17 protein-coding genes are annotated in these 18,365 nt (G+C 69.1%); 8 read left to right on the top strand and 9 right to left on the bottom strand.

The features are described from left to right. The first annotated feature begins 13 nt into the window (after positions 1–13). Both ATK30_RS28930 and ATK30_RS28935 read left to right on the top strand, forming a co-directional pair. Complete coding sequence (locus tag ATK30_RS28930; protein WP_101438171.1) at positions 14–391, top strand: allophanate hydrolase-related protein; 378 nt, start codon at positions 14–16, stop codon at positions 389–391. Then, positions 388–1,488 (top strand): glycerate kinase, encoded by a 1,101-nt coding sequence (locus ATK30_RS28935; protein WP_101438172.1) that lies wholly within the window; start codon positions 388–390, stop codon positions 1,486–1,488. The genes ATK30_RS28930 and ATK30_RS28935 overlap by 4 nt, the downstream gene beginning before the upstream one ends. Here ATK30_RS28935 and ATK30_RS28940 read toward each other — a convergent pair. Genes ATK30_RS28940 through ATK30_RS28950 form a run of 3 tightly spaced genes read right to left on the bottom strand, consistent with a single transcriptional unit; the run spans position 1,466 to position 2,797 of the window. Then, positions 1,466–1,858, bottom strand: a complete 393-nt coding sequence (locus ATK30_RS28940; RefSeq protein WP_101438173.1) for an NUDIX hydrolase — start codon at positions 1,856–1,858, stop codon at positions 1,466–1,468. The genes ATK30_RS28935 and ATK30_RS28940 overlap by 23 nt on opposite strands. Continuing rightward, positions 1,855–2,100 carry an SDR family oxidoreductase gene (locus ATK30_RS28945; protein WP_244194748.1) on the bottom strand — a complete coding sequence of 82 codons (246 nt, stop codon included), beginning with the start codon at positions 2,098–2,100 and terminating at the stop codon, positions 1,855–1,857. The genes ATK30_RS28940 and ATK30_RS28945 overlap by 4 nt, the downstream gene beginning before the upstream one ends. Next, complete coding sequence (locus ATK30_RS28950) at positions 2,090–2,797, bottom strand: RraA family protein (RefSeq protein WP_101438174.1); 708 nt, start codon at positions 2,795–2,797, stop codon at positions 2,090–2,092. The genes ATK30_RS28945 and ATK30_RS28950 overlap by 11 nt, the downstream gene beginning before the upstream one ends. Positions 2,798–3,201: 404 nt before the next feature. On the opposite strand from ATK30_RS28950, the gene ATK30_RS28955 reads away from it, so the two are divergent. The 4 genes from ATK30_RS28955 (at position 3,202) to ATK30_RS28970 (ending at position 7,995) form a co-directional block, all read left to right on the top strand. Continuing rightward, positions 3,202–4,371: an EfeM/EfeO family lipoprotein gene (locus ATK30_RS28955; RefSeq protein WP_244194749.1), complete on the top strand. Its 1,170-nt coding sequence runs from the start codon at positions 3,202–3,204 to the stop codon at positions 4,369–4,371. Further along, entirely contained in the window at positions 4,368–5,567 is a 1,200-nt protein-coding gene (locus ATK30_RS28960) for a Dyp-type peroxidase (RefSeq protein WP_101438176.1), read from the top strand. The genes ATK30_RS28955 and ATK30_RS28960 overlap by 4 nt, the downstream gene beginning before the upstream one ends. Positions 5,568–5,610: 43 nt before the next feature. Beyond that, the gene (locus tag ATK30_RS28965; RefSeq protein WP_101438177.1) at positions 5,611–7,236 is read left to right on the top strand and encodes a phospholipase C; all 1,626 of its coding nucleotides are present in this window, start codon (positions 5,611–5,613) and stop codon (positions 7,234–7,236) included. Positions 7,237–7,593: 357 nt separating this feature from the next. Next, entirely contained in the window at positions 7,594–7,995 is a 402-nt protein-coding gene (locus ATK30_RS28970) for a histone-like nucleoid-structuring protein Lsr2 (RefSeq protein ID WP_009082354.1), read from the top strand. A 251-nt stretch (positions 7,996–8,246) separates the two neighbouring features. On the opposite strand, the gene ATK30_RS28975 is transcribed toward ATK30_RS28970, so the two are convergent. The 6 genes from ATK30_RS28975 to ATK30_RS29000 form a co-directional block, all read right to left on the bottom strand. Continuing rightward, entirely contained in the window at positions 8,247–9,191 is a 945-nt protein-coding gene (locus tag ATK30_RS28975; protein WP_101438178.1) for an MBL fold metallo-hydrolase, read from the bottom strand. Between the two features lie 226 nt (positions 9,192–9,417). Beyond that, the gene (locus tag ATK30_RS28980; protein WP_101438179.1) at positions 9,418–10,335 is read right to left on the bottom strand and encodes an ROK family protein; all 918 of its coding nucleotides are present in this window, start codon (positions 10,333–10,335) and stop codon (positions 9,418–9,420) included. Beyond that, entirely contained in the window at positions 10,332–11,957 is a 1,626-nt protein-coding gene (locus ATK30_RS28985) for a dipeptide ABC transporter ATP-binding protein (protein ID WP_101438180.1), read from the bottom strand. The genes ATK30_RS28980 and ATK30_RS28985 overlap by 4 nt, the downstream gene beginning before the upstream one ends. After that, complete coding sequence (locus ATK30_RS28990; protein ID WP_101438181.1) at positions 11,954–12,784, bottom strand: ABC transporter permease; 831 nt, start codon at positions 12,782–12,784, stop codon at positions 11,954–11,956. The genes ATK30_RS28985 and ATK30_RS28990 overlap by 4 nt, the downstream gene beginning before the upstream one ends. Further along, entirely contained in the window at positions 12,781–13,740 is a 960-nt protein-coding gene (locus ATK30_RS28995; RefSeq protein WP_101438182.1) for an ABC transporter permease, read from the bottom strand. The genes ATK30_RS28990 and ATK30_RS28995 overlap by 4 nt, the downstream gene beginning before the upstream one ends. Before the next feature lie 4 nt (positions 13,741–13,744). Then, complete coding sequence (locus tag ATK30_RS29000; RefSeq protein ID WP_101438183.1) at positions 13,745–15,541, bottom strand: peptide ABC transporter substrate-binding protein; 1,797 nt, start codon at positions 15,539–15,541, stop codon at positions 13,745–13,747. Positions 15,542–15,691: 150 nt separating this feature from the next. Between ATK30_RS29000 and ATK30_RS29005 the strand changes: the two genes are divergently transcribed. Next, positions 15,692–16,837, top strand: coding sequence for an ROK family transcriptional regulator (locus ATK30_RS29005; RefSeq protein WP_244194750.1), 1,146 nt, complete (start codon positions 15,692–15,694; stop codon positions 16,835–16,837). Then, complete coding sequence (locus ATK30_RS29010) at positions 16,834–18,288, top strand: M81 family metallopeptidase (protein WP_101438185.1); 1,455 nt, start codon at positions 16,834–16,836, stop codon at positions 18,286–18,288. The genes ATK30_RS29005 and ATK30_RS29010 overlap by 4 nt, the downstream gene beginning before the upstream one ends. The last annotated feature ends 77 nt before the right edge of the window (positions 18,289–18,365 follow it).

Here is an 18,365-nt window from a genome sequence, read left to right on the forward strand (position 1 = left end):
AAGGGACCGACAAATGCCTCTGATGTTCCTCAACGGCGGCGCGATGCGCGGCGAACCTCTGCACCATCTGCTCGACGGCGCTCCACTGGTGGCCGAAACGACCACGGCCGCGAAGTACCGGTTCTACTCGGTAGGCGGGCAATGCCCGGCACTCGTGCCGGTAGCGCACGGCGGCGCGGCGATCTCCGGCGAGGTCTACGACATCCCGCTGGACCAGCTGCGCGACCGCGTGCTCCCGTCCGAACCGCCGGAGCTGGAGCTGGGCGTGATCGAACTGGCCGACGGCAGTTCGGCGTTCGCGATGCTGCTGCGGCGGCCGCAGACGTCGCACGTGCAGCTGCGGGACATCACGGAAATCGGCGACTGGCGAGCGTTCAAGGCCGCGGCGTGACGGTTCTGGTCGCTCCGGACAAGTTCAAGGGCTCGCTCACCGCGGCGGAGGTCGCGGAGGTGGTGGCCGCGGCGTTCGCCGAGGTCGCGCCCGGCGAGCCGGTGCGGCAGCTGCCGGTGGCGGACGGCGGCGACGGGACAGTCGCCGCCGCTGTCGCCGCCGGGTTCCGGCAGATCCCGGTGCGGGTGACCGGCCCGACGGGCCGCCGGATCACCGCGTACTACGCGCTGCGCGGGACGGTCGCCGTGGTCGAGCTGGCGGAGGCGTCCGGCCTCCACCGGCTGCCCGGCGGCCGGCCGGAACCGCTGACCGCGTCGAGCTACGGCACGGGCGAGCTGATCGCGGCCGCCCGTGCCGCCGGGGCGACGCAGATCGTGCTCGGCGTCGGCGGCAGCGCTTGCACCGACGGCGGGGCCGGGTTGTTGACAGCGTTGGGCGCGCGGTTGCTCGACGCTTCCGGTACGCCGCTTCCGCCGGGCGGCGCGGCGTTGGCGGAGTTGTCCACAGTGGATCTGTCCGGACTGCCCGAAGTGGACATTGTCCTGGCGTCCGATGTGGACAACCCGTTGCTGGGTGTGGATGGCGCGGCCGCGGTGTACGGGTCGCAGAAGGGCGCCGGCCCCTCCGAGATCGCGTTGCTGGAACGCGGGTTGACCCGTTGGGCCGAAGTTGTGGGCTCCGCGCACGCCACCACCCCGGGCGCTGGCGCGGCAGGCGGCGTCGGGTTCGGTGTGCTCACCGGACTCGGCGCTCGCCTTCGGCCGGGCATCGAGTTGCTGCTGGAATTGCTCGGTTTCCCGGCCGCGGCTCGCGACGCCCGGCTCGTCGTCACCGGCGAGGGGTCGCTGGATACCCAGTCGCTGCACGGAAAAGCACCGGTGGGTGTTCTCCGGGCAGCGGGTGACACCCCGGTGGTCGCGTTGGCCGGTCGATGCCTGCTGTCCGCGCCGGAATGGCAGGAAGCGGGCTTCGCCGGGGTGTACGCGCTGACCGATCTGGAGCCGGACGAGGACCGGTGTGTGGCGCGGGCCCGGTCGCTGCTGCGGGACCGGGCCGCGCAGCTGGCTCGGGACTTCAGCCGAGCAATACCTGCCTGACGTGGTCGGACAGGGGGAGTCCGGCCGCGTCCGCGGGGGTCAGCCAGCGGTGGTCGTCGTGTTCGGCCGGGTTGAGCTGAAGGTCGCCGAGGAATTCCGGGTGCGCGTCGTAGTAGGCGGCGTGCACGGTGAACGGTTTGCCGGTGCGGTCCGGCCAGGATTGGCGGGTCCGCTCCCCGGCGAGCCGTACGCGCAGTCCGGTTTCCTCGGCGACTTCCCGCACCGCGGTGGCCTCCGGAGCCTCGCCGGGTTCGACGGTGCCGCCAGGGAATTCCCAATGCCCACCGAGGAAAGTCCCCGGCGCGCGGCGGATCAGCAGCACGCTTTCGCCGCGGGGGAGCAGGACGTAGGCGAGATGTTTGTCGTTCATGCCGCACCTCCGTTGGCGACGAGGACTTGACCGTTCACCCAGCCGCCTTCAGGTCCGCACAGGAACACGACGAGACCCGCGCAGTCCCGTGGCGTGCCGGCCCGGCCGAGTGGCGTGTGCTGCTTGATCGCCTCGCGCAGGGATTCGGAGATCCAGCCGGCTTCCCTCAGACGCTCGGCGATTGCCGTGCCGATACCGGCTTTCCTCCCGACGCCGGTGACGAGGGCGGTTTTATTCTTCAATGGCGCCGTCTTTCGCGCGGAGGTGCTGCCGGAACGTGTAGGACGGGTCGCTTTCCCGGCGGGCCAGGAATTCGCTGAACCGAACCTGTTCGCGGAGCGTGACGCCGTCGCGGATCTTCGCCGCCTGCCGGTGCTCGGTGTCGCGAATGGACTCCGCGAGCCGGAATACCTCCTCGGCTTGGGAGGCCGGGACGAAGAGCACGCCGTCGTCGTCGCCGAACACGAGATCGTCGGTGGTCAGGGTCCATTCGCCGACGGTCGCGGCCTCCAGCGCGTCGGCTGCGCGGTCGTTGAGGTGCAGGGGGCCGGTGGACAACGAGCCCAGGCTGTACACCGGGAGGCCGATCTCGCGCAGTTCCGCGGTGTCGCGGTGCAGGCCCCAGATGACGATGCCGCTGAGGCCTGCCGCCGCGACTTCGGCGGTGATGAGATCGCCGACACAGCTCTCGTCCAGCCGTCCGAGGTTGTCGACGACGAGCACGTCGCCGGGTTGTGCGGAGGTGAGGGCTTCGAGGAAGACGTCGACACTGCCCGCGTGCCGGGCGGGGAGGACTCGTCCGGCGAGTTTGAGTCCGGGGACAACGGCTTTGGTTCCGGCAGGTGCGCATCGCACGGTCAGCCGGGCGCGGAGGCAGCCGTCGGCCAGGTGGGCGGTGGTCAGTGCCGCGAAACGGTCGGTGAGTTCGGTGTGGTTCATGGTTCCCGCCCTTCGTGCTGACTGGTTCACGCTAGCGGAATCGGGGCGGTTGTCCTGCTGGTTTTTGGGGGTTGCGTGGGGCACCCCGAAGCTGGATTGTGCTGACCGCGGGGAGGCTTCGTATCGGGGTGCGGGGGCGGGGCTGGGCGCCTCGATTGCTGGGTGCATCGGTGGCGGTTGGGGCTGCGGGAACCTCGAGTCTCTTGGCCGCTCTGGGAAGTGTCATAAGCGGCGAACTGGACAGCCCATTACCCTACGCTTTGACGGCTATATCCGTTTTATTCCGTTTCCCGGTTGAAGTCCTGGTGAATTCCCGGCTAGGTGACGCGCTCGACCAGGGTTTCTTCACTTTCCGCACGCATAATTCCGTCCCGGTAGTCCGAACGTGTGGCAGGGAGGAAACTGTGCCGGGGTCTGTGCGCGCCCGCTGGATCGGCGGCGGGGTCGCGATTGCGGTCGTCGCGGCGGGCATCGCGTTCGCTGTGTGGCCGGACGGGGCTTCGGCGCAGGATCCGGAGATCGAGATCTCGCGGTCGGCCTGCGGGCAGGGCTGGGCGGATCCGCGACCTGGGGTCCAGACCTTTCACCTGCACAACACCGGGTCCGTGACCTCCGAGGTCGATCTGATCGACCCGGCGACCGGCGTCGTTTACGGCGAGGTCGAGGGACTCGGCAGCGGAACCACCCGGCCATTGCAGGTGACGCTCGGCAACGGAACCTACGCCTTCCGTTGTCTCCCTGAGGATTCGTCGGCGATTGTCGGGCCGAGCGTCACGGTGAGCGGTGGCTCCGAACGTGGCCCGGGCGTCGCGCCGGTGACGCAGAACGATCTGCTCGGGCCGTTGAAGTCCTATCAAGCGCATGTGACGCAAGGCCTCGGCCAGTTGGCCGCCGACGTCGGCAAGCTCAAGGACGCCGTCCGCGGCAGCGATCGCGGCGCGAGCCAGGCTGCTTGGCTCGTCGCGCATCTCGACTACGAACGCCTCGGCGCGGCCTACAACGCTTTCGGCGACTCCGACAAAGCTATCAACGGCACCGCCGACGGAAAGCCCGACGGCGCCAAGAGCTCGGACTTCACCGGATTCCACCGGCTCGAATCCGGCCTGTGGCACAACGAAGACCTCGCCGCCCTGGCCCCGGTGGCCGATCAGCTGGACAGCGACGTGCAGAAACTCCGCAAGTCCTTTGCGGACAGCCAGGTCGATCCGAACGACCTCGGCCTGCGCGCGCACGAGATCGTGGAGAACACCCTGCAATTCGAACTGACCGCGCGCACCGACTACGGCAGCGGCACCAATCTCGCCACCGCCCGCGCGAATCTCGACGGGACCCAGGCGGTCCTCGACGTCCTGCGCCCGGTGCTCGCCCCGCGCTATCCGGCACTGTCCAAGGTGGACAGCTGGATGAAGCGCACCGCCGCCGCGCTCGACAGTGCCAAGAAGCCGGACAACTCGTGGACGCCGGTGAGCCAGTTGTCCGCGCCGCAGCGGCAGAAGCTCAACGCTGACGTCAGCGAATTGACCGAACTGCTCGCTCCGATCGCCGCGATCGCGGAGCCGAGGAGGACCTCGTGACGACGGAATCCTCCCGCCGGTCTTTCCTTCGCCGCACTGTCGTCGGCGCGGGGATCACCGCGGCCGCCGGAATCGGCGTGACAGCGAGTGCGAGCGAGGACTCGCCCGCCACCGTTCCGTTCCATGGCCCCAAACAGGCCGCGATTCTCCGCAAGCCCCTGGCGCAAAGCATCATCGCGTCCTTCGACGTGGTCGCCGAGAATCGTGCCGAATTGACCGAACTGTTTCAGGAAATCACCGACCGCGCGCGGTTTCTCACGAACGGCGGCGCGCCGGCGGCACTTGGCATCACCGCGCCGCCCGCTGACTCCGGGGTGCTGGGGCCGGTCGTGCCGCACAGCGACCTCGGCGTGATCGTCGGCGTCGGATCGTCCCTTTTCGACGGACGCTACGGGCTGGCCGACCGCAAGCCCAAGAAACTCAAGCCGATGACCATGTTCCCCAACGACGCGCTCGACGCCCCGCAGTGTCACGGCGACCTGTCGCTCACGTTGTCGGCGAGCGAGCCGGACACCGTGCTGCACGCGCTGCGCGACCTGACCCGCGCGACCCGCGGCGGAATGCAGCTGCGCTGGAAGATCAACGGCTTCAGCTCGCCTTCCCGCCCGTCCGGCACCCCGCGCAATCTCATGGGGTTCAAGGACGGCATCGCGAACCCGGGCGAGTCCGAAATGGACCGGCTGGTGTGGGTGTCCGGGGCGGGCGAGCCCGCGTGGACGACCGGCGGCAGCTACCAGGTGATCCGGCTGATCCGGATGCTGGTCGAGTTCTGGGACCGGGTCTCGATCACCGAGCAGGAGAACATGTTCGGCCGCCGCCGCGACACCGGCGCTCCGCTGGACGGCGCGTCCGAACAGGACGAACCCCGCTACGCCGACGATCCGATCGGCACCGTCATCCCGCTCACCAGCCACATCCGCAAGGCGAACCCGCGCACGCCGCAGACCGACGACAGCCGGATCCTGCGCCGCGCGGTCAACTACGACCGCGGCGTGGACGGCAACGGCAACCTCGACATGGGCCTCGTCTTCACCTGCTACCAGCAGGATCTCGAGCGCCAGTTCGAGGCGGTGCAGAAGCGGCTGATCGACGAGCCGCTCGTCGACTACATCTCCCCGTTCGGCGGCGGCTATTTCTTCGCGCTGCCCGGCGTCACCGGTCCCGGCGACCACTTCGGCCGGGCGCTCCTCGCCTGAGGCGCGCCCCGATCCCCACCCGCGAAACCAGGAGGAATCCTCAGTGGACACAGCATTCGGCAGACGGCGCCGTCGCCTGCTCGGTGCGGGCGCGCTCGTCTCGGCGGCCGTGCTCGCGATCGTCACCGGCTCCGCGGCGTCGTCCGCGCAGGCCCAGCCGCTGCACCCGCTGCCGGCGTCGGGGCTGCCCACGCTCACGCCGATCAAGCACGTCGTGGTGATCTTCGGCGAGAACATCTCGTTCGACCACTACTTCGGCACCTACCCGAACGCCACCAACGAGAACGGCACCCCGTTCCAGGCGGCCAAGAACACGCCGAAGGTCAACGGCCTCGACGAGAAGCTGCTCACCCGCAACCCGAACGCCTACAACCCGAAGCGGCTCGGGCCGGACCAGGCTCTCACCTGCGACCAGAACCACAGCTACGGCGCCGAGCAGGCCGCGTTCGACGGCGGCAAGATGGACAAGTTCGTCGAGAAGACCGAGACCGACAAGTGCACCGGCCAGCCGGTCCTGTTCGGCGAGCCGGGCCTGGTCATGGACTACTACGACGGCAACACCGTCACCGGCATGTGGAACTACGCGCAGCACTACTCGCTGAGCGACAACTCGTTCAACACCGTCTTCGGCCCGTCCACCCCGGGCGCGATCAACCTGATCTCCGGCCAGACGCACGGGATCCAGGCGGTCGACCCGGTCACGCACGAGCCGAAGAGCGACTCCTACGTCGTCGCGTCGCCCGACAAGGACGGCGTCGGCACCGTGATCAACGACCCGGACCCGGCGTGGGACGACTGCTCGGGCAAGAACCACACCTCGAAGGACAACCTCGGCGCGATGCAGGGCCGCAACATCGGCGACCTGCTGAACGACCGGCACGTCACGTGGGGCTGGTTCCAGGGCGGCTTCAAGCCGACCGGGACCCAGAACGGCTACGCGGTCTGCGGGCAGAAGCACGCGAACGTCGGCAATCAGTCCTCCGTGGACTACAGCCCGCACCACCAGCCCTTCCAGTACTACAAGTCCACTTCGAACCCGCACCACCTGCCGCCGTCCTCGGTGCAGGCGATCGGGCAGACCGACCAGGCCAACCACCAGTACGACATGAGCGACTTCAACGATTCGCTCAAGGCCGGTTCGATGCCCGCGGTGAGCTTCCTGAAGGCGCCGGAGTACCAGGACGGGCACGCCGGCTATTCCGACCCGCTCGACGAACAGCATTTCGTCGTCGACGAGATCAACAAGATCCAGCAGTCGCCGGAGTGGCGTTCGACCGCGATCGTGCTCGCCTATGACGACTCCGACGGCTGGTACGACCACGAGAACTCGAAGATCGTCAACGGCTCGCAGGACGCCTCGCAGGACCAGGCCGTCTGCACCGGCAAGCCGGCCGGGCTCGGCGGGTACGCCGACCGGTGCGGCTACGGCCCGCGGCTTCCGCTGCTGGTCATCTCGCCCTACAGCAAGGTGAACTACGTCGACCACACCCGGACCGACCAGACCTCGGTGCTGAAGTTCATCGAGGACAACTGGTTCTCCGGCCGGGTCGGGGACGGCTCGTTCGACACTCGCGCGGGCGGACTGTGGAACATGTTCAACTTCTGGCGGCCGCAGGCGGGCAAGCTCCCGCTCGACCCGAAGACGGGTGCGCCCGCCGGGCGGAACTAGCTCGCGTTTCGTCTCGCACACCGAAGGCCATCGGGTTTCGACCCGGTGGCCTTCGGCCGTTTCCGGGTCGGCCCGCCCGTCCGCTCAGCGGGAAACCGCGTGCGAATAGCGCAGGCAGGACTGGAAATTTTCCAGTGCCGCGAAAGTCGCTCGCATTCCCCCGGCTCCCGGACCGCCCGGACCCGCGCGGGACAAGGAACGGTGCGCGCAGTCGCGGATTGGGTACCGAAGGTGTTCGGGAACCGGAGGGGAAAGCACGGGCGGCCGGACAGGAATGGAGTCGCGGTGCGCGGTCCGTCACTCGACACGATAGGGTAATCGCAGGCACATCCTGTAGAAGGTGAAGGAACGCGAACCATGGCGCAAAAAGTCCATGTCGAGATGGTGGACGACATCGACGGCAGCATCGCCGAACAGACCGTCCCGTTCAGTCTCGACGGCGTGAGCTACGAGATCGATCTGTCCGAAGAGAACGCTGCCGCACTGCGGGAAGAGCTGGCCCGTTACGTCGCCGCCTCGCGCCGGGTCGGCGGCCGCAAGGTCCGGATGGCCGCGGGGCAGTCCCCGCGACCGGCGTCGACCGCCGCGGACCGCGAGCGCAACAAGGCGATGCGCGAGTGGGCCGAGGCCAACGGTTTCACCGTGTCCGACCGCGGCCGGCTTCCGGCCGAGATCGTGAAGGCCTACGAGGAGCGCGACACCGAGGCTCCTGCCAAGCCGGCTCGCAAGCGCGCGACGCGCAAGAAGGCCAGCGCCTGAGCGTTCTTTTCGGCAGCTGTGCCGCGGGGGCCGCGGCTAGTGATCAGCGGTGAGGGCGCCGCCGGGATTCCCGGCGGCGCCCTTCTGGCTGTCCGGGGGAAAGCGGATTTCCCGCATCGAGGCGATGCTGAGGTCCGTAAGCGACTCCTCGAGGGGAATCAGATTCAAGGAGCCCTTCGCGGATGTCCTCGAGCGGAGCGGGCGTCGGGAAAGAGCTCCGGCAACCGCTCCGGGGAATCGATTTCCCGGGATTAAGACTTGCCGAGTCCGAGCAGCGCGTCGAGATCGATCTTGCCGCCGGCGGCGTCGCGGATCGCGCGGATCGCCTCGGCGGACGCGAGCCGTTCCCCGTGCTGGTCGGCGTGCGCGCGCAGCAGATTCCCGATGTGCCGTTCCGGGACCGTCCACGTGGGCCAGCGGCGGCGGGCGATCGTGGCCAGTTCGGCGAAGTCCGGCGTGCCCGCGCCGGCGGTCGCGTCGAGCAGCCAGTGCAGATAAGTGCGCAGCACCGCGACCGGGAAACTGCCCGGGTGGCTGAGCCCGCCGTGCCCGGGCACGAAGGTGCGGACGTCCGGGAACATTTTGTCGAGCCAGTCCAATGCGGTCAGCCAGCCGGGGATCGAGCCGTGCACGGCGAACGGCGTGGACCCGACCGACAGCAGGTCGCCGGTGAAGAGCGTCCCGGTGCGCGGTTCGAACAGCACGAGGTCGCCGTCGGTGTGCGCGGTCCCGGGAAACGGGACGACCTCCACGACCACGCCGCCCAGGTCGACCTCGACCGGTTCGATCACCGCGTGCACCGCCTCGGGTCGCGGCGCTTCGAGCTTGCCCCAGTTCGCGCAGTCGAAGATCTCCTCGTTGCACTGCGGTCCGGACCGGATGATCGGCACCGCGGTGGGCGCGGCCAGGATCCGGCCGCCGTTGCGCAGCGCGACCCCGGCCCCGTTGTGGTGGGTGCCGTGCGCGTGGGTCAGCACGAGCGTGAGCGGCATTTCGACGGTCGAGTACTTGCGGACGTCGCTGACCAGGTCGAGCGTGTCGCGTTCGGTCCCGCAGGTGTCGACGAGCAGAACGCCTTCCCGGCCCCGGATCCAGCCGCAGTTGGACACCATCCAGTCGCTCGGGCTGCGCACGTAGGCGACGACGCTCGGGTCGGAATACCGCAGCGGGACGATATTGCGCCTGATGACGGGCATGGGATCCCCTCGTTGGCCACCGGACGGGAAATGATCACCGGAATGGTATAGACCAAGTCACCTGCTGTCAGCGGGGTGGAGACCACGCTCACGCGCGTGGTCTCTCGCAGTTCTCGCCTGTCCCGTTCCGCCCAGCTTCGCGCGCATCGTTGCCCCCGGCTCCGTCGGTGCCCGACAGCGTATACCCCGACGCCGCGGTTTTCTCGATGGTCCACAGAGGACTGGTTCAGGGGTTGCTCACGTCCGGTAACCGGTGAATACCAGCAGTGAGACCGGCCGCGCCCAGCGCCACCGATTTCGCCCCGTGCCGGGAGAGCCGGACGGACACCGGCTTCCCGGACAGCAGCGGCCGTTCCTCCAGCGCTTCCCGCACCGGTTTCTCGAGCAGAGCCCAGGACTTCACCACCGAACCGCCGAGTACGCAGGTCGCGATGCCGAGCAGTCCGGCCGCGTCCGCGACCGCCTCGCCGAGGAACCGGCCCGCCTCCGTGAATACCGCCTGGGCGGCCTGGTCCCCGGCGAGCGCTTCCGCGGCGACTGCCTCCGCGGTGAGGGTCCGGCCGGTCGCTTCGGCATAACGGCGGGCCAGGGCGCGCCCGGCCGCGTACGCCTCAAGGTGTCCGATCTGCCCGCATGTGCAGCGTTCCTCCCCGTAGCGGCCGATGTGCCCGATCTCACCGGCCCCGGTCGCCCCGCCGTACAGCAGCCGCCCGTCCACGAACAACGCACCGCCGACCCCGGTGCCGACCGCGACGCCGAGCACGTTCCGCTCGCCCGGCAGCAACTCGCCGAGCAGGAATCCGTCCACGTCGTTGACGGTGCGGACCGGCACCCCGCCGAGCCGCACGGACAGCTCGGCGTTGACCGGCGTGCCCGCCCATCCGCTGAACGAATCCCCGGTGACCAGCACCGTTCCGGTCACTGGATCAACGACGCCGGCCGCCCCGACGCCGACCCCGGCGAGCGCCGCGTGATCCGGCACCAGCGAGCTGACCAGCTCCGCCGCGCGGTCGAGGATCGCCGCGCCGCCCCGGTGCGCTTCGGACGGCGCGGACGCCGACCCGAGTTCCCTGCCGTCCTCGTCGCACACCACCACCAGGGTTTTCGTCCCGCCGATGTCGACTCCGGCCCGCAACTCCGTCACGCCGCGGGGTCCGCGCCGGCCAGCGCCTCGCGCCGGCTCCGCTGCAACTGCGGGTCCGGCACCGGCGAGGACAGCAGCAACGCTTGCGTGTAGGGGTGTTCCGGAGTGCGCAACACCGTTTCCGCCGGGCCTTCCTCTACCAGTTCGCCCGCGCGCAGCACCGCCACCCGGTCGCACAGGCTGTCGACCACCGCGAGGTCGTGGCTCACGAACAGGCAGCCGAAACCGAACTCGTGATGCAGCCGCCGGAACACCTCCAGCACCGCTGCCTGCACGGACACGTCCAGCGCACTCGTCGGTTCGTCGGCGATCAGCAGCTTCGGACCCAGCACCAGAGCGCGGGCGAGGCTCACGCGCTGCCGTTGCCCTCCGGACAGCTCGTGCCCGTACCGGTCCAGCAGGCTTTCCGGCAGTTCCACCGCGTCGAGAAGTTCCCGCACCCGCCGCTGGCGTTCGCCGCGGCCGGCCGAGGTGTGGACCACCAGCGGTTCGGCGACGGTCTGCGCGACCGTCATCCGCGGGTCGAGCGACGACGCCGGGTCCTGGAACACCGCGCCGATCTGCCGCCGGACCGCCCGTGCCGAACGGCCGGTGCCTTTCGGCAGCGGTCCGCCGAGCACCTCGACGGTTCCGGATTTCGGCGTGACCAGGCCCAGCGCACAGTTCCCGAGCGTGGTTTTCCCCGAACCGGATTCGCCGACCAGCCCGACGATCTCACCGGGTGAGACGGACAGGGAAACGTCATTCACCACCCGCCGTCCGCTGTACTCGACCACCACCTTCGAGAGCGCCAGCACCGGCTTCCGGATTTCTTCGGCGGCCGGTTCGTGGGTGAAGGAACCGAGTTGCGGAACCGCGGCCAGCAGTTCCCGGGTGTACTCCGCCTTCGGCGAGGCGAACAGTTCCGCCGCCGGAGCCTCTTCCACGAGCTTGCCGTTACGCAGTACCGCGACGCGATCCGCGACATCGGCGACCACGCCCATGTTGTGCGTGATCAGCAGCGTCGCGGTGCCTTCGTGTTCGCGGATATCGCGCAGCAGATCGAGAATCTGCTGCTGCACGGTGACGTCGAGCGCGGTGGTCGGCTCGTCCGCGATGATCAGCTCGGGCCCGGCAGCGAGTGCGATCGCGATCATCACGCGCTGCCGCAGACCACCGGACAGTTCGTGCGGGTACTGCTTCAGCCGCGCGGCCGGTTCCGGGACCCCGACGCGGTCGAGCAGTGCGGCGCACCGGTCGTAGTAGCGGCGGTGCCGCAGCCGCGCCGGGTCGTGGTTGCGGATCGCCTCGGCGAGCTGGAAACCGATGGTCCGCAACGGGTTCAGCGCGGTCATCGGCTCCTGGAACACCATCCCGGCGGCCGGCCCGCGCAGTTTCCGCAGGTCTTCGCCGTGCAGGGCGAGCACGTTCTGCCCGGCCAGCTCGATCGACCCGGTGATCCGCGCGGAGCCGGGCAGCAGCCCGAGCACCGCGAGCGCCGCCGTGCTCTTGCCGGAGCCGGACTCGCCGACCACCGCCACGATCTCGCCGGGCGCGACCGACAGGCTCAGCCCGTCGACCGCCGCCGCACCGCCGGAGTAGGACACCCGCAGGTCGCGGATGTCGAGCACTGCTTCGCTCATCGTCGCCCCTTCACCGCGAACGCGTCGCGCAGCCCGTCGCCGAGGAAGTTGATCGCGCACACCACCAGCACGATCGCGATGCCCGGCGGCAGGATCAGCCACCACGCGCCGTCGAAGGTGTAGGTGATTCCCTTGGAGAGCATCGCGCCCCAGTCGGTGTCGGGCGCGGGCACGCCGAGACCGAGGAAGCTGACGTACGCCACGAGCAGGATCGCGTCGGCGATCTGGAACGTCGCGTTCACCACCACGGTGCCGATCGCGTTCGGAATGATGTGCCGGAACACCACGCGCGTGCGGCTCGCGCCGAGCACGGTGATCGCGCGGATGTAGTCGCGCTCGCGCAGGCTCACCGTTTCCGCGCGCATGAGCCGCGCGGGCACCAGCCACGACACCGCGCCGATCAGCAGTGCCAGCACGCCGACGTTCGGCGTCACCAGCGTCGCGGCCACCAGCAGCAGAAACAGCGCCGGGATCGCGACGCCGGTGTCGACGATCCGCATCAGCACGGTGTCCAGCCAGCCGCCGGTGTACCCGGCGACCGCGCCCCAGACCGCGCCGATCGCGGTGGCGATCAGCCCGGCGAGCACGCCGATGATCAGCGACGTCCGCCCGGCGACCATGAGCCTGCCGAGCACGTCGTAGCCGAGGTCGTCGGTGCCGAGCGGATGCCCTCCGCCAGGTCCGAGGCGGGCCGAGGCGAGGTCGGTGTGGGACTGGTCGGTGCCGTACAGCAGCGGCCCGAGGAAACAGAACGCCACGACGAGCAGCAGCAGGATCGCGCCCGCCACGGCGGATTTGCGGGCGGCCAGCCGCGAAAGGACAGTCACGACCGCGCTCCCTTCAGCTGGACCCGCGGGTCGATCGCCAGCTGGACCAGGTCCGCGAGCAGGGAGCCGAGCACGGTCGCCACGGCGATCACGAGCACGACGCCCAGCAGCACCGGGAAATCGGCGGTGCGGGTCGCGGTCCAGAACAGCAGGCCGATGCCGGGGTAGTTGAACATCGATTCGACGACCAGCGAACCGCCGAAGACCACCGGCACGTAGTAGCCGAGCATGGAGACCACCGAGGTCAGCGAGTTCGGCCAGACGTGCCGCCAGATGATCGTGCGCTCCGGCGTTCCCTTGGCTCGCGCGGTGCGCACGAAGTCCTCGGACAGACTGTCCAGAGTGGACGCTCGCATGTACCTGCTGAACGCGGCGAGCGCGGCTCCCGTCCCGGCGAGCACGGGCAGTACCAGCGCACCTGGTTGGGACAACAGTTCGCCGATCGTTTCACCCTGCGCGGCTTGCGCCGGGAACCACGGCAGGACCTGCGCGAACAGGATGATCAGCACCAGCGACAGGAAGAACACCGGCGTCGCGTAGAGCACGAACGTGACGGCGGTGGTGAGCACGTCCGCGGTACGGCCGCGGCGGACCGCCTGGCACACGCCGAGCGGCAGCGCGACGAGGATCGCGAGCGCGGTGGACACCACGGTGAGCAACAACGTTTTCGGCATCCGTTCGGCCAGCAGCGTGCTCACCGGCGAGTTCTGCGTGTACGACTCGCCGAGGTCACCGTGTAACAGCCGCAGCAGGTAATCCCAGTACTGCACCGGAAGCGGCTGGTCGAAGCCTTGCGCGTGGTTGAACGCGGCGATCTGCGCCTCGGTGGCCTTCACCCCGAGTACGCCGCGGGCCGGGCCGCCGGGCAGCAAATGCAGCAGCACGAACGTCACCACGGTGACCAGCAGCACGACCACCACGGCCAGCACGAGCCGGCGGAGGATGTAGCGCGTCATGTCCTCACCTCGTCCAGAACCAGCGTTGCGGCAGCAGCCCGGCCATCGGATCCTGGGTCACGCCGTGCAACGCGGTGTCGATCGCCGACACCTGATACGGCGGATTCGGCAGCCACAGCACCGGAAGCTGCTCGGCCAGATATGCGCTGTACTCGAGCATCGCCCGGTCGTCCGAGGCCAGGTTGGTGGCCGCGATCAGCTTGTCCGCCTTCGGATCGGTGTAGCCGCCGAAGTTCGTGCCCGCACCGGTCGCGAACAGGTCCTCGCCACTGGGGTTCGCCGAGAAGTACCAGCTGCCTTGCGTGCCGAAGTACGACAGCTGCCAGCTGCACGAAGGGTCCTTCGGTTCGCACGTGGTTCCGTTGGCCAGCACGGTGTTGAGCGGCTGTGCGTTGATCTTCATCTCGATGCCGATCTTCGACAGCTCCGAGCGCAGTTCCTGCATGGTGCCGTCGGTCTCGTCGGAACCGGATTCGGTCAGCATGGTCAGCGACAGCCGGGTGCCCTCGGCGATGCCCTCGCCGCATTTCGCCGGGTCCGCGCAGAGGAGCACGCCGTCGGAGCCGGGCTTCCAGCCGTGGTCGGCGAGCAGCTGCCGCGACTTGTTCAGGTCGAACGGATACGGATTGGTCTTCTGCTTGGGCGACAGGTACTTCGTGTCGTTGTCCTGCGGGACCGGGCCGTAGCCGACCCGCGCGGCGCCGCGCCAGATTACCGACGTGATCACGTCCTGGTCGACGGCGTGCTGGAGCGCCTGTCGCACGTACAGCTGGGAGAACACCTTGCCCAGCTGGGGATTGTTGAAGTTGTACGGCGAGTACGTGATGGACCAGCCGTTCCACGGTTCGACCCGGTAGCCCTGCGCCTCCAGCTTCGAGCGCTGGCCGAGGTTCGACGTCGGAACGTAGCCGTAGTCGACGCCGCCCGCCCGCAGCACGTTGTACTCCGCCGACGAACTGGTGAAGGTCAGGAACCGGACGGTGTCGAGCTTCGCCGGGTCCGGGCCGGTGTACTTCGGGTTCTTCCGCAGCGTCACCTCGCCGGAGGTGGTGAACCCGGCCAGGGCGAACGGCCCGTTCACGACCTTCCACAGTGGATTCGTCGCGTAGGTGCCGAGCTGTTTGCCTTGGCTGACCAGGAAATCGAAGACCTGCTTCGCGCCGTCGGGGGTGCGGTCGTGATCGCCGACCGGACCCGCCGCGCTCGTGCGGTCCCACGCGTGCGGCATCGGGACGATCAGGCTGAGCTGGTTGGCGGTGAACCAGTCGGGGTTGTACGCCTTGTCCAGGGTGAACGTGAAGGTGCGGTCGTCCACGGCGTGAAACCCGGTGATGCTGTCCGGGATCAGGCCCTTCGAATACTTGCCCCAGTTGTCCTTGCCCGCACGGGCGAGATTGAGCCAGAACTCGACGTCCCGGCTGGTCAGCGGCTCGCCGGTGGACCAGGTCAGCGGCTTGAGCGTGATCGTCACGGTCTTGCCGTCGGACGAGTAGCGCGGCACGTTGGCGGCGCTCGCGGCGTCGTCGAGCGTGACCGTGCCGGAACTGCCGTCGTAGCTGTACAGCGGCACGTACATGGTCGACCGGATCATGGCGTTGTACGACCCGCCGTAGCCGGGGATCGAGAACGGCATGATCCAGTTCGGCGTCGCCGACGGAGGCATCGCGAACCGCACGGTCCCGCCGGTTTTCGGGGAGCCGGAACCGCCGCCGTGCGGTTCCCGGCTCGCCGCGCAGCCGGACAGCGCCAGCGCGGCGGCGAGCGTGACCCCGAGCGCGGCGCGCCACGGGCGTCGAGCCATTCGCATCACTTCCAACAATTCTGATGAAAGACCGTTGCCAGGTGGTATGCCGTGCCCTGGCTGTCGGGTAATCTTGCACGAGAGACGGGAATTGCCAAGAGTCTCATTAAACGGTTTAGTTACATCAGTTTTGATGAAAGAGGTGACGCGGTGGATCCGGCCGGACCGCTGCGGCTGTTGTGGCTGGTCGCGCACGGCCACGCGACGTCGCGCATGGACCTGGCGCGAGCGCTCGGGCTGCCGCAATCGACGGTGTCCGTGCGCACGCAGGCGCTGATGTCCGCCGGGGTGCTGAGCGAATCCGGCGAGGGGCGGTCCGCGGGCGGGCGGCGGCCGAAGCTGCTGTCGGTCAACGCGGAGTTCGGTCACGTCTGGGCCGCCGACGTCGGCTCCCGGCACGTGCGGATCGGCGCGCTCGACATCGCGGGCAACCTGCTGCAGGTGCACGAACGGCCGCTGGACATCAGCCAGGAGCCGCGCGAACTGGTCGCCGGGCTCGCGGCCGCGGTGCGCGATGTGATGGCGGGCGCGGACTGTCCGGGTCGCACGCTCGGTCTCGGCGTCGCTTTCCCCGGTCCGGTGGACGTCGGCGCGGGTACCATCACGCTGCCGTCGCGGATGCCCGGCTGGCGCGGCTTCGCGGTGCGGGAAGCGCTGGCGGAGCACTTCGAACTGCCGGTGGTCGTGGACAACGACGCGAACATGCTGGCGTTGGGCGAATCCGTGGCCGGCGCGCCCGGCCGGACGTTGCTGGTGGTGAAGGCCGGCACCGGGATCGGGTCGGGAATCGTGCTGGGCGGCGAGCTTTACCGCGGCCGGGCCGGGGTCGCGGGCGACATCAGCCACGTGCGCGTGCCCGCGGCCGAGGACCAGCCGTGCACCTGCGGGAACCGCGGCTGCCTGGAAGTGGTGGCCAGCGGTGCCGCGCTCGTCGAACAGTTGCGGGCGCAGGGATTGAAGCTGGAAACCACCGCGCAGGTGATGGCCACCGCCGAGGACGGACATCCCGAGGCGACCACGGCCGTGCGGCGCGCCGGGCTGCGGCTCGGCGAGGTGCTGGCCACGGTGGTGAACTTCAGCAACCCGGACGAGGTGCTGCTCGGCGGCGCGCTGTCCGGTTCGGAAGCGTTCGTCGCGGCGGTGCGCGGTGCGCTGTACGAACGGTGTCTTCCGTTGGCTACCAGGGAACTGCGGATCGACCGGGTGCGGTTCGGGGCGGACGCGGGACTTTACGGCGCGGGCGCGCTCGCGCTGGACGCGGTGTTCGAGCAAGCGATCAAACGGAGCGGACGATGAAGAAACTGCGGGTCGGGATCACCGGAATCGCCATCGAATCGAGTACCTTCTCGCCGCATCGATCCACTGTGGACGACTTCCGGGTGCTGCGGGGGAACGATTTACTGGCCCGCTACGACTTTCTCGACGCCGACTGGGCTGCCGAGGTGGAATGGGTGCCGCTGGTCGACGCTCGTTCTCTTCCCGGCGGCGCGGTCACCGAGGAGGCTTATGCCGAGCTGTCCGGGGAAATCCTGGACCGGTTGCGTTCCGCGGGTGAGCTGGACGGGCTGTTCTTCGACATCCACGGCGCGATGAGCGTCGTCGGACGGTCCGATGTGGAGGCTTCGCTCGCGCAAGAGATCCGTTCCATTGTCGGCCCGGACGTACTGGTTTCCGCGTCGATGGACTTGCACGGCCACGTTTCGCGGGAATTGGTCACCGCGCTGGACCTGATCACCTGCTATCGGATGGCCCCGCACGAGGACGCGTGGGAAACCCGCGAGCGCGCCGCACGCAATTTGGTGTCGCGGCTGAGGTCTGGCGGTCGGCCGAAGAAGGCCTGGGTCCAGGTTCCGGTTCTGTTGCCGGGGGAGAAGACCAGCACCCGGCTCGAACCGGCGAAGAGCATTTACGCGGCCGTGGAGTCTGTCGAAGCGCTGGACGGCGTCCTGGACGCGGCGATCTGGGTCGGCTACGCGTGGGCGGACGAACCGCGCTGCCAGGCCGCGGTCGTCGTGATGGGCGACGACGTTCCGTTGCTCACCAAAGAGGCGGAGCGTCTCGCACAGTCCTATTGGGACGCTCGGCACGACTTCGCTTTCGTCGCCCCGACCGGGACCCTGCCGGAATGCCTCGCGCAGGCGGTCGCGTCGGACGCGCGGCCGTTCTTCATCAGCGATTCCGGCGACAACCCGACCGCCGGTGGTGCCGGGGACACGTCGTGGAGCCTGGACGTCCTGCTGAACACTCCGGCCATTGTGGACTCATCGCTGACCACTTTGTATGCGGCCATTGTGGACCCCGAATCCGTCGCGACGGCGGTGGCGGCCGGCGTCGGTGGGACGATTTCGGTGGAACTGGGCGGAAAAGTCGACTCGGGCCCGCACGGTCCGGTCGCGCTCACCGCGCAGGTGGCCGCGGTCGACGCCGACGACCCGGTCGCCGGAACCGCGGTGGTGCTGGCCGTCGGCGGCCTGCGAGTGATCGTCACCGCGCGCCGCAAGCCGTACCACCTCGAATCCGACTTCCACGCGCTCGGCCTGCGCCCGCGCGAGGCGGACGTGGTGATCGTGAAGATCGGCTACCTCGAACCGGAGCTGTACGACATGGCGGCGGACTGGCTGCTGGCCCTCACGCCCGGCGGCGTCGACCAGGACCTGCTCCGGCTGGGCCATTCCGGCATCGTCCGGCCGATGTTCCCCTTCGACGCCGACATGGCGGCCCCCTCGCTCACTCCCGAGATCTTCTGAACACAGTGAGTAGTCAGCGCCGAGGCGATCGGTAGTTCGCCTCGGCGCTGACCTGTGTCCGCAGCTGCTGGGTTGAC

The organism is Amycolatopsis echigonensis (assembly GCF_002846615.1).
Classification (GTDB): Bacteria; Actinomycetota; Actinomycetes; order Mycobacteriales; family Pseudonocardiaceae; genus Amycolatopsis; species Amycolatopsis echigonensis.

Coding starts and splice junctions, on each gene's coding strand:
- ATK30_RS28930 (WP_101438171.1), top strand. CDS start 14: ATGCCTCTGATGTTCCTCAACGGCGGCGCGATGCGCGGCGAACCTCTG.
- ATK30_RS28940 (WP_101438173.1), bottom strand. CDS start 1,858: ATGAACGACAAACATCTCGCCTACGTCCTGCTCCCCCGCGGCGAAAGC.
- ATK30_RS28950 (WP_101438174.1), bottom strand. CDS start 2,797: ATGAACCACACCGAACTCACCGACCGTTTCGCGGCACTGACCACCGCC.
- ATK30_RS28970 (WP_009082354.1), top strand. CDS start 7,594: ATGGCGCAAAAAGTCCATGTCGAGATGGTGGACGACATCGACGGCAGC.
- ATK30_RS28975 (WP_101438178.1), bottom strand. CDS start 9,191: ATGCCCGTCATCAGGCGCAATATCGTCCCGCTGCGGTATTCCGACCCG.
- ATK30_RS28985 (WP_101438180.1), bottom strand. CDS start 11,957: ATGAGCGAAGCAGTGCTCGACATCCGCGACCTGCGGGTGTCCTACTCC.
- ATK30_RS28995 (WP_101438182.1), bottom strand. CDS start 13,740: ATGACGCGCTACATCCTCCGCCGGCTCGTGCTGGCCGTGGTGGTCGTG.
- ATK30_RS29000 (WP_101438183.1), bottom strand. CDS start 15,541: ATGGCTCGACGCCCGTGGCGCGCCGCGCTCGGGGTCACGCTCGCCGCC.
- ATK30_RS29010 (WP_101438185.1), top strand. CDS start 16,834: ATGAAGAAACTGCGGGTCGGGATCACCGGAATCGCCATCGAATCGAGT.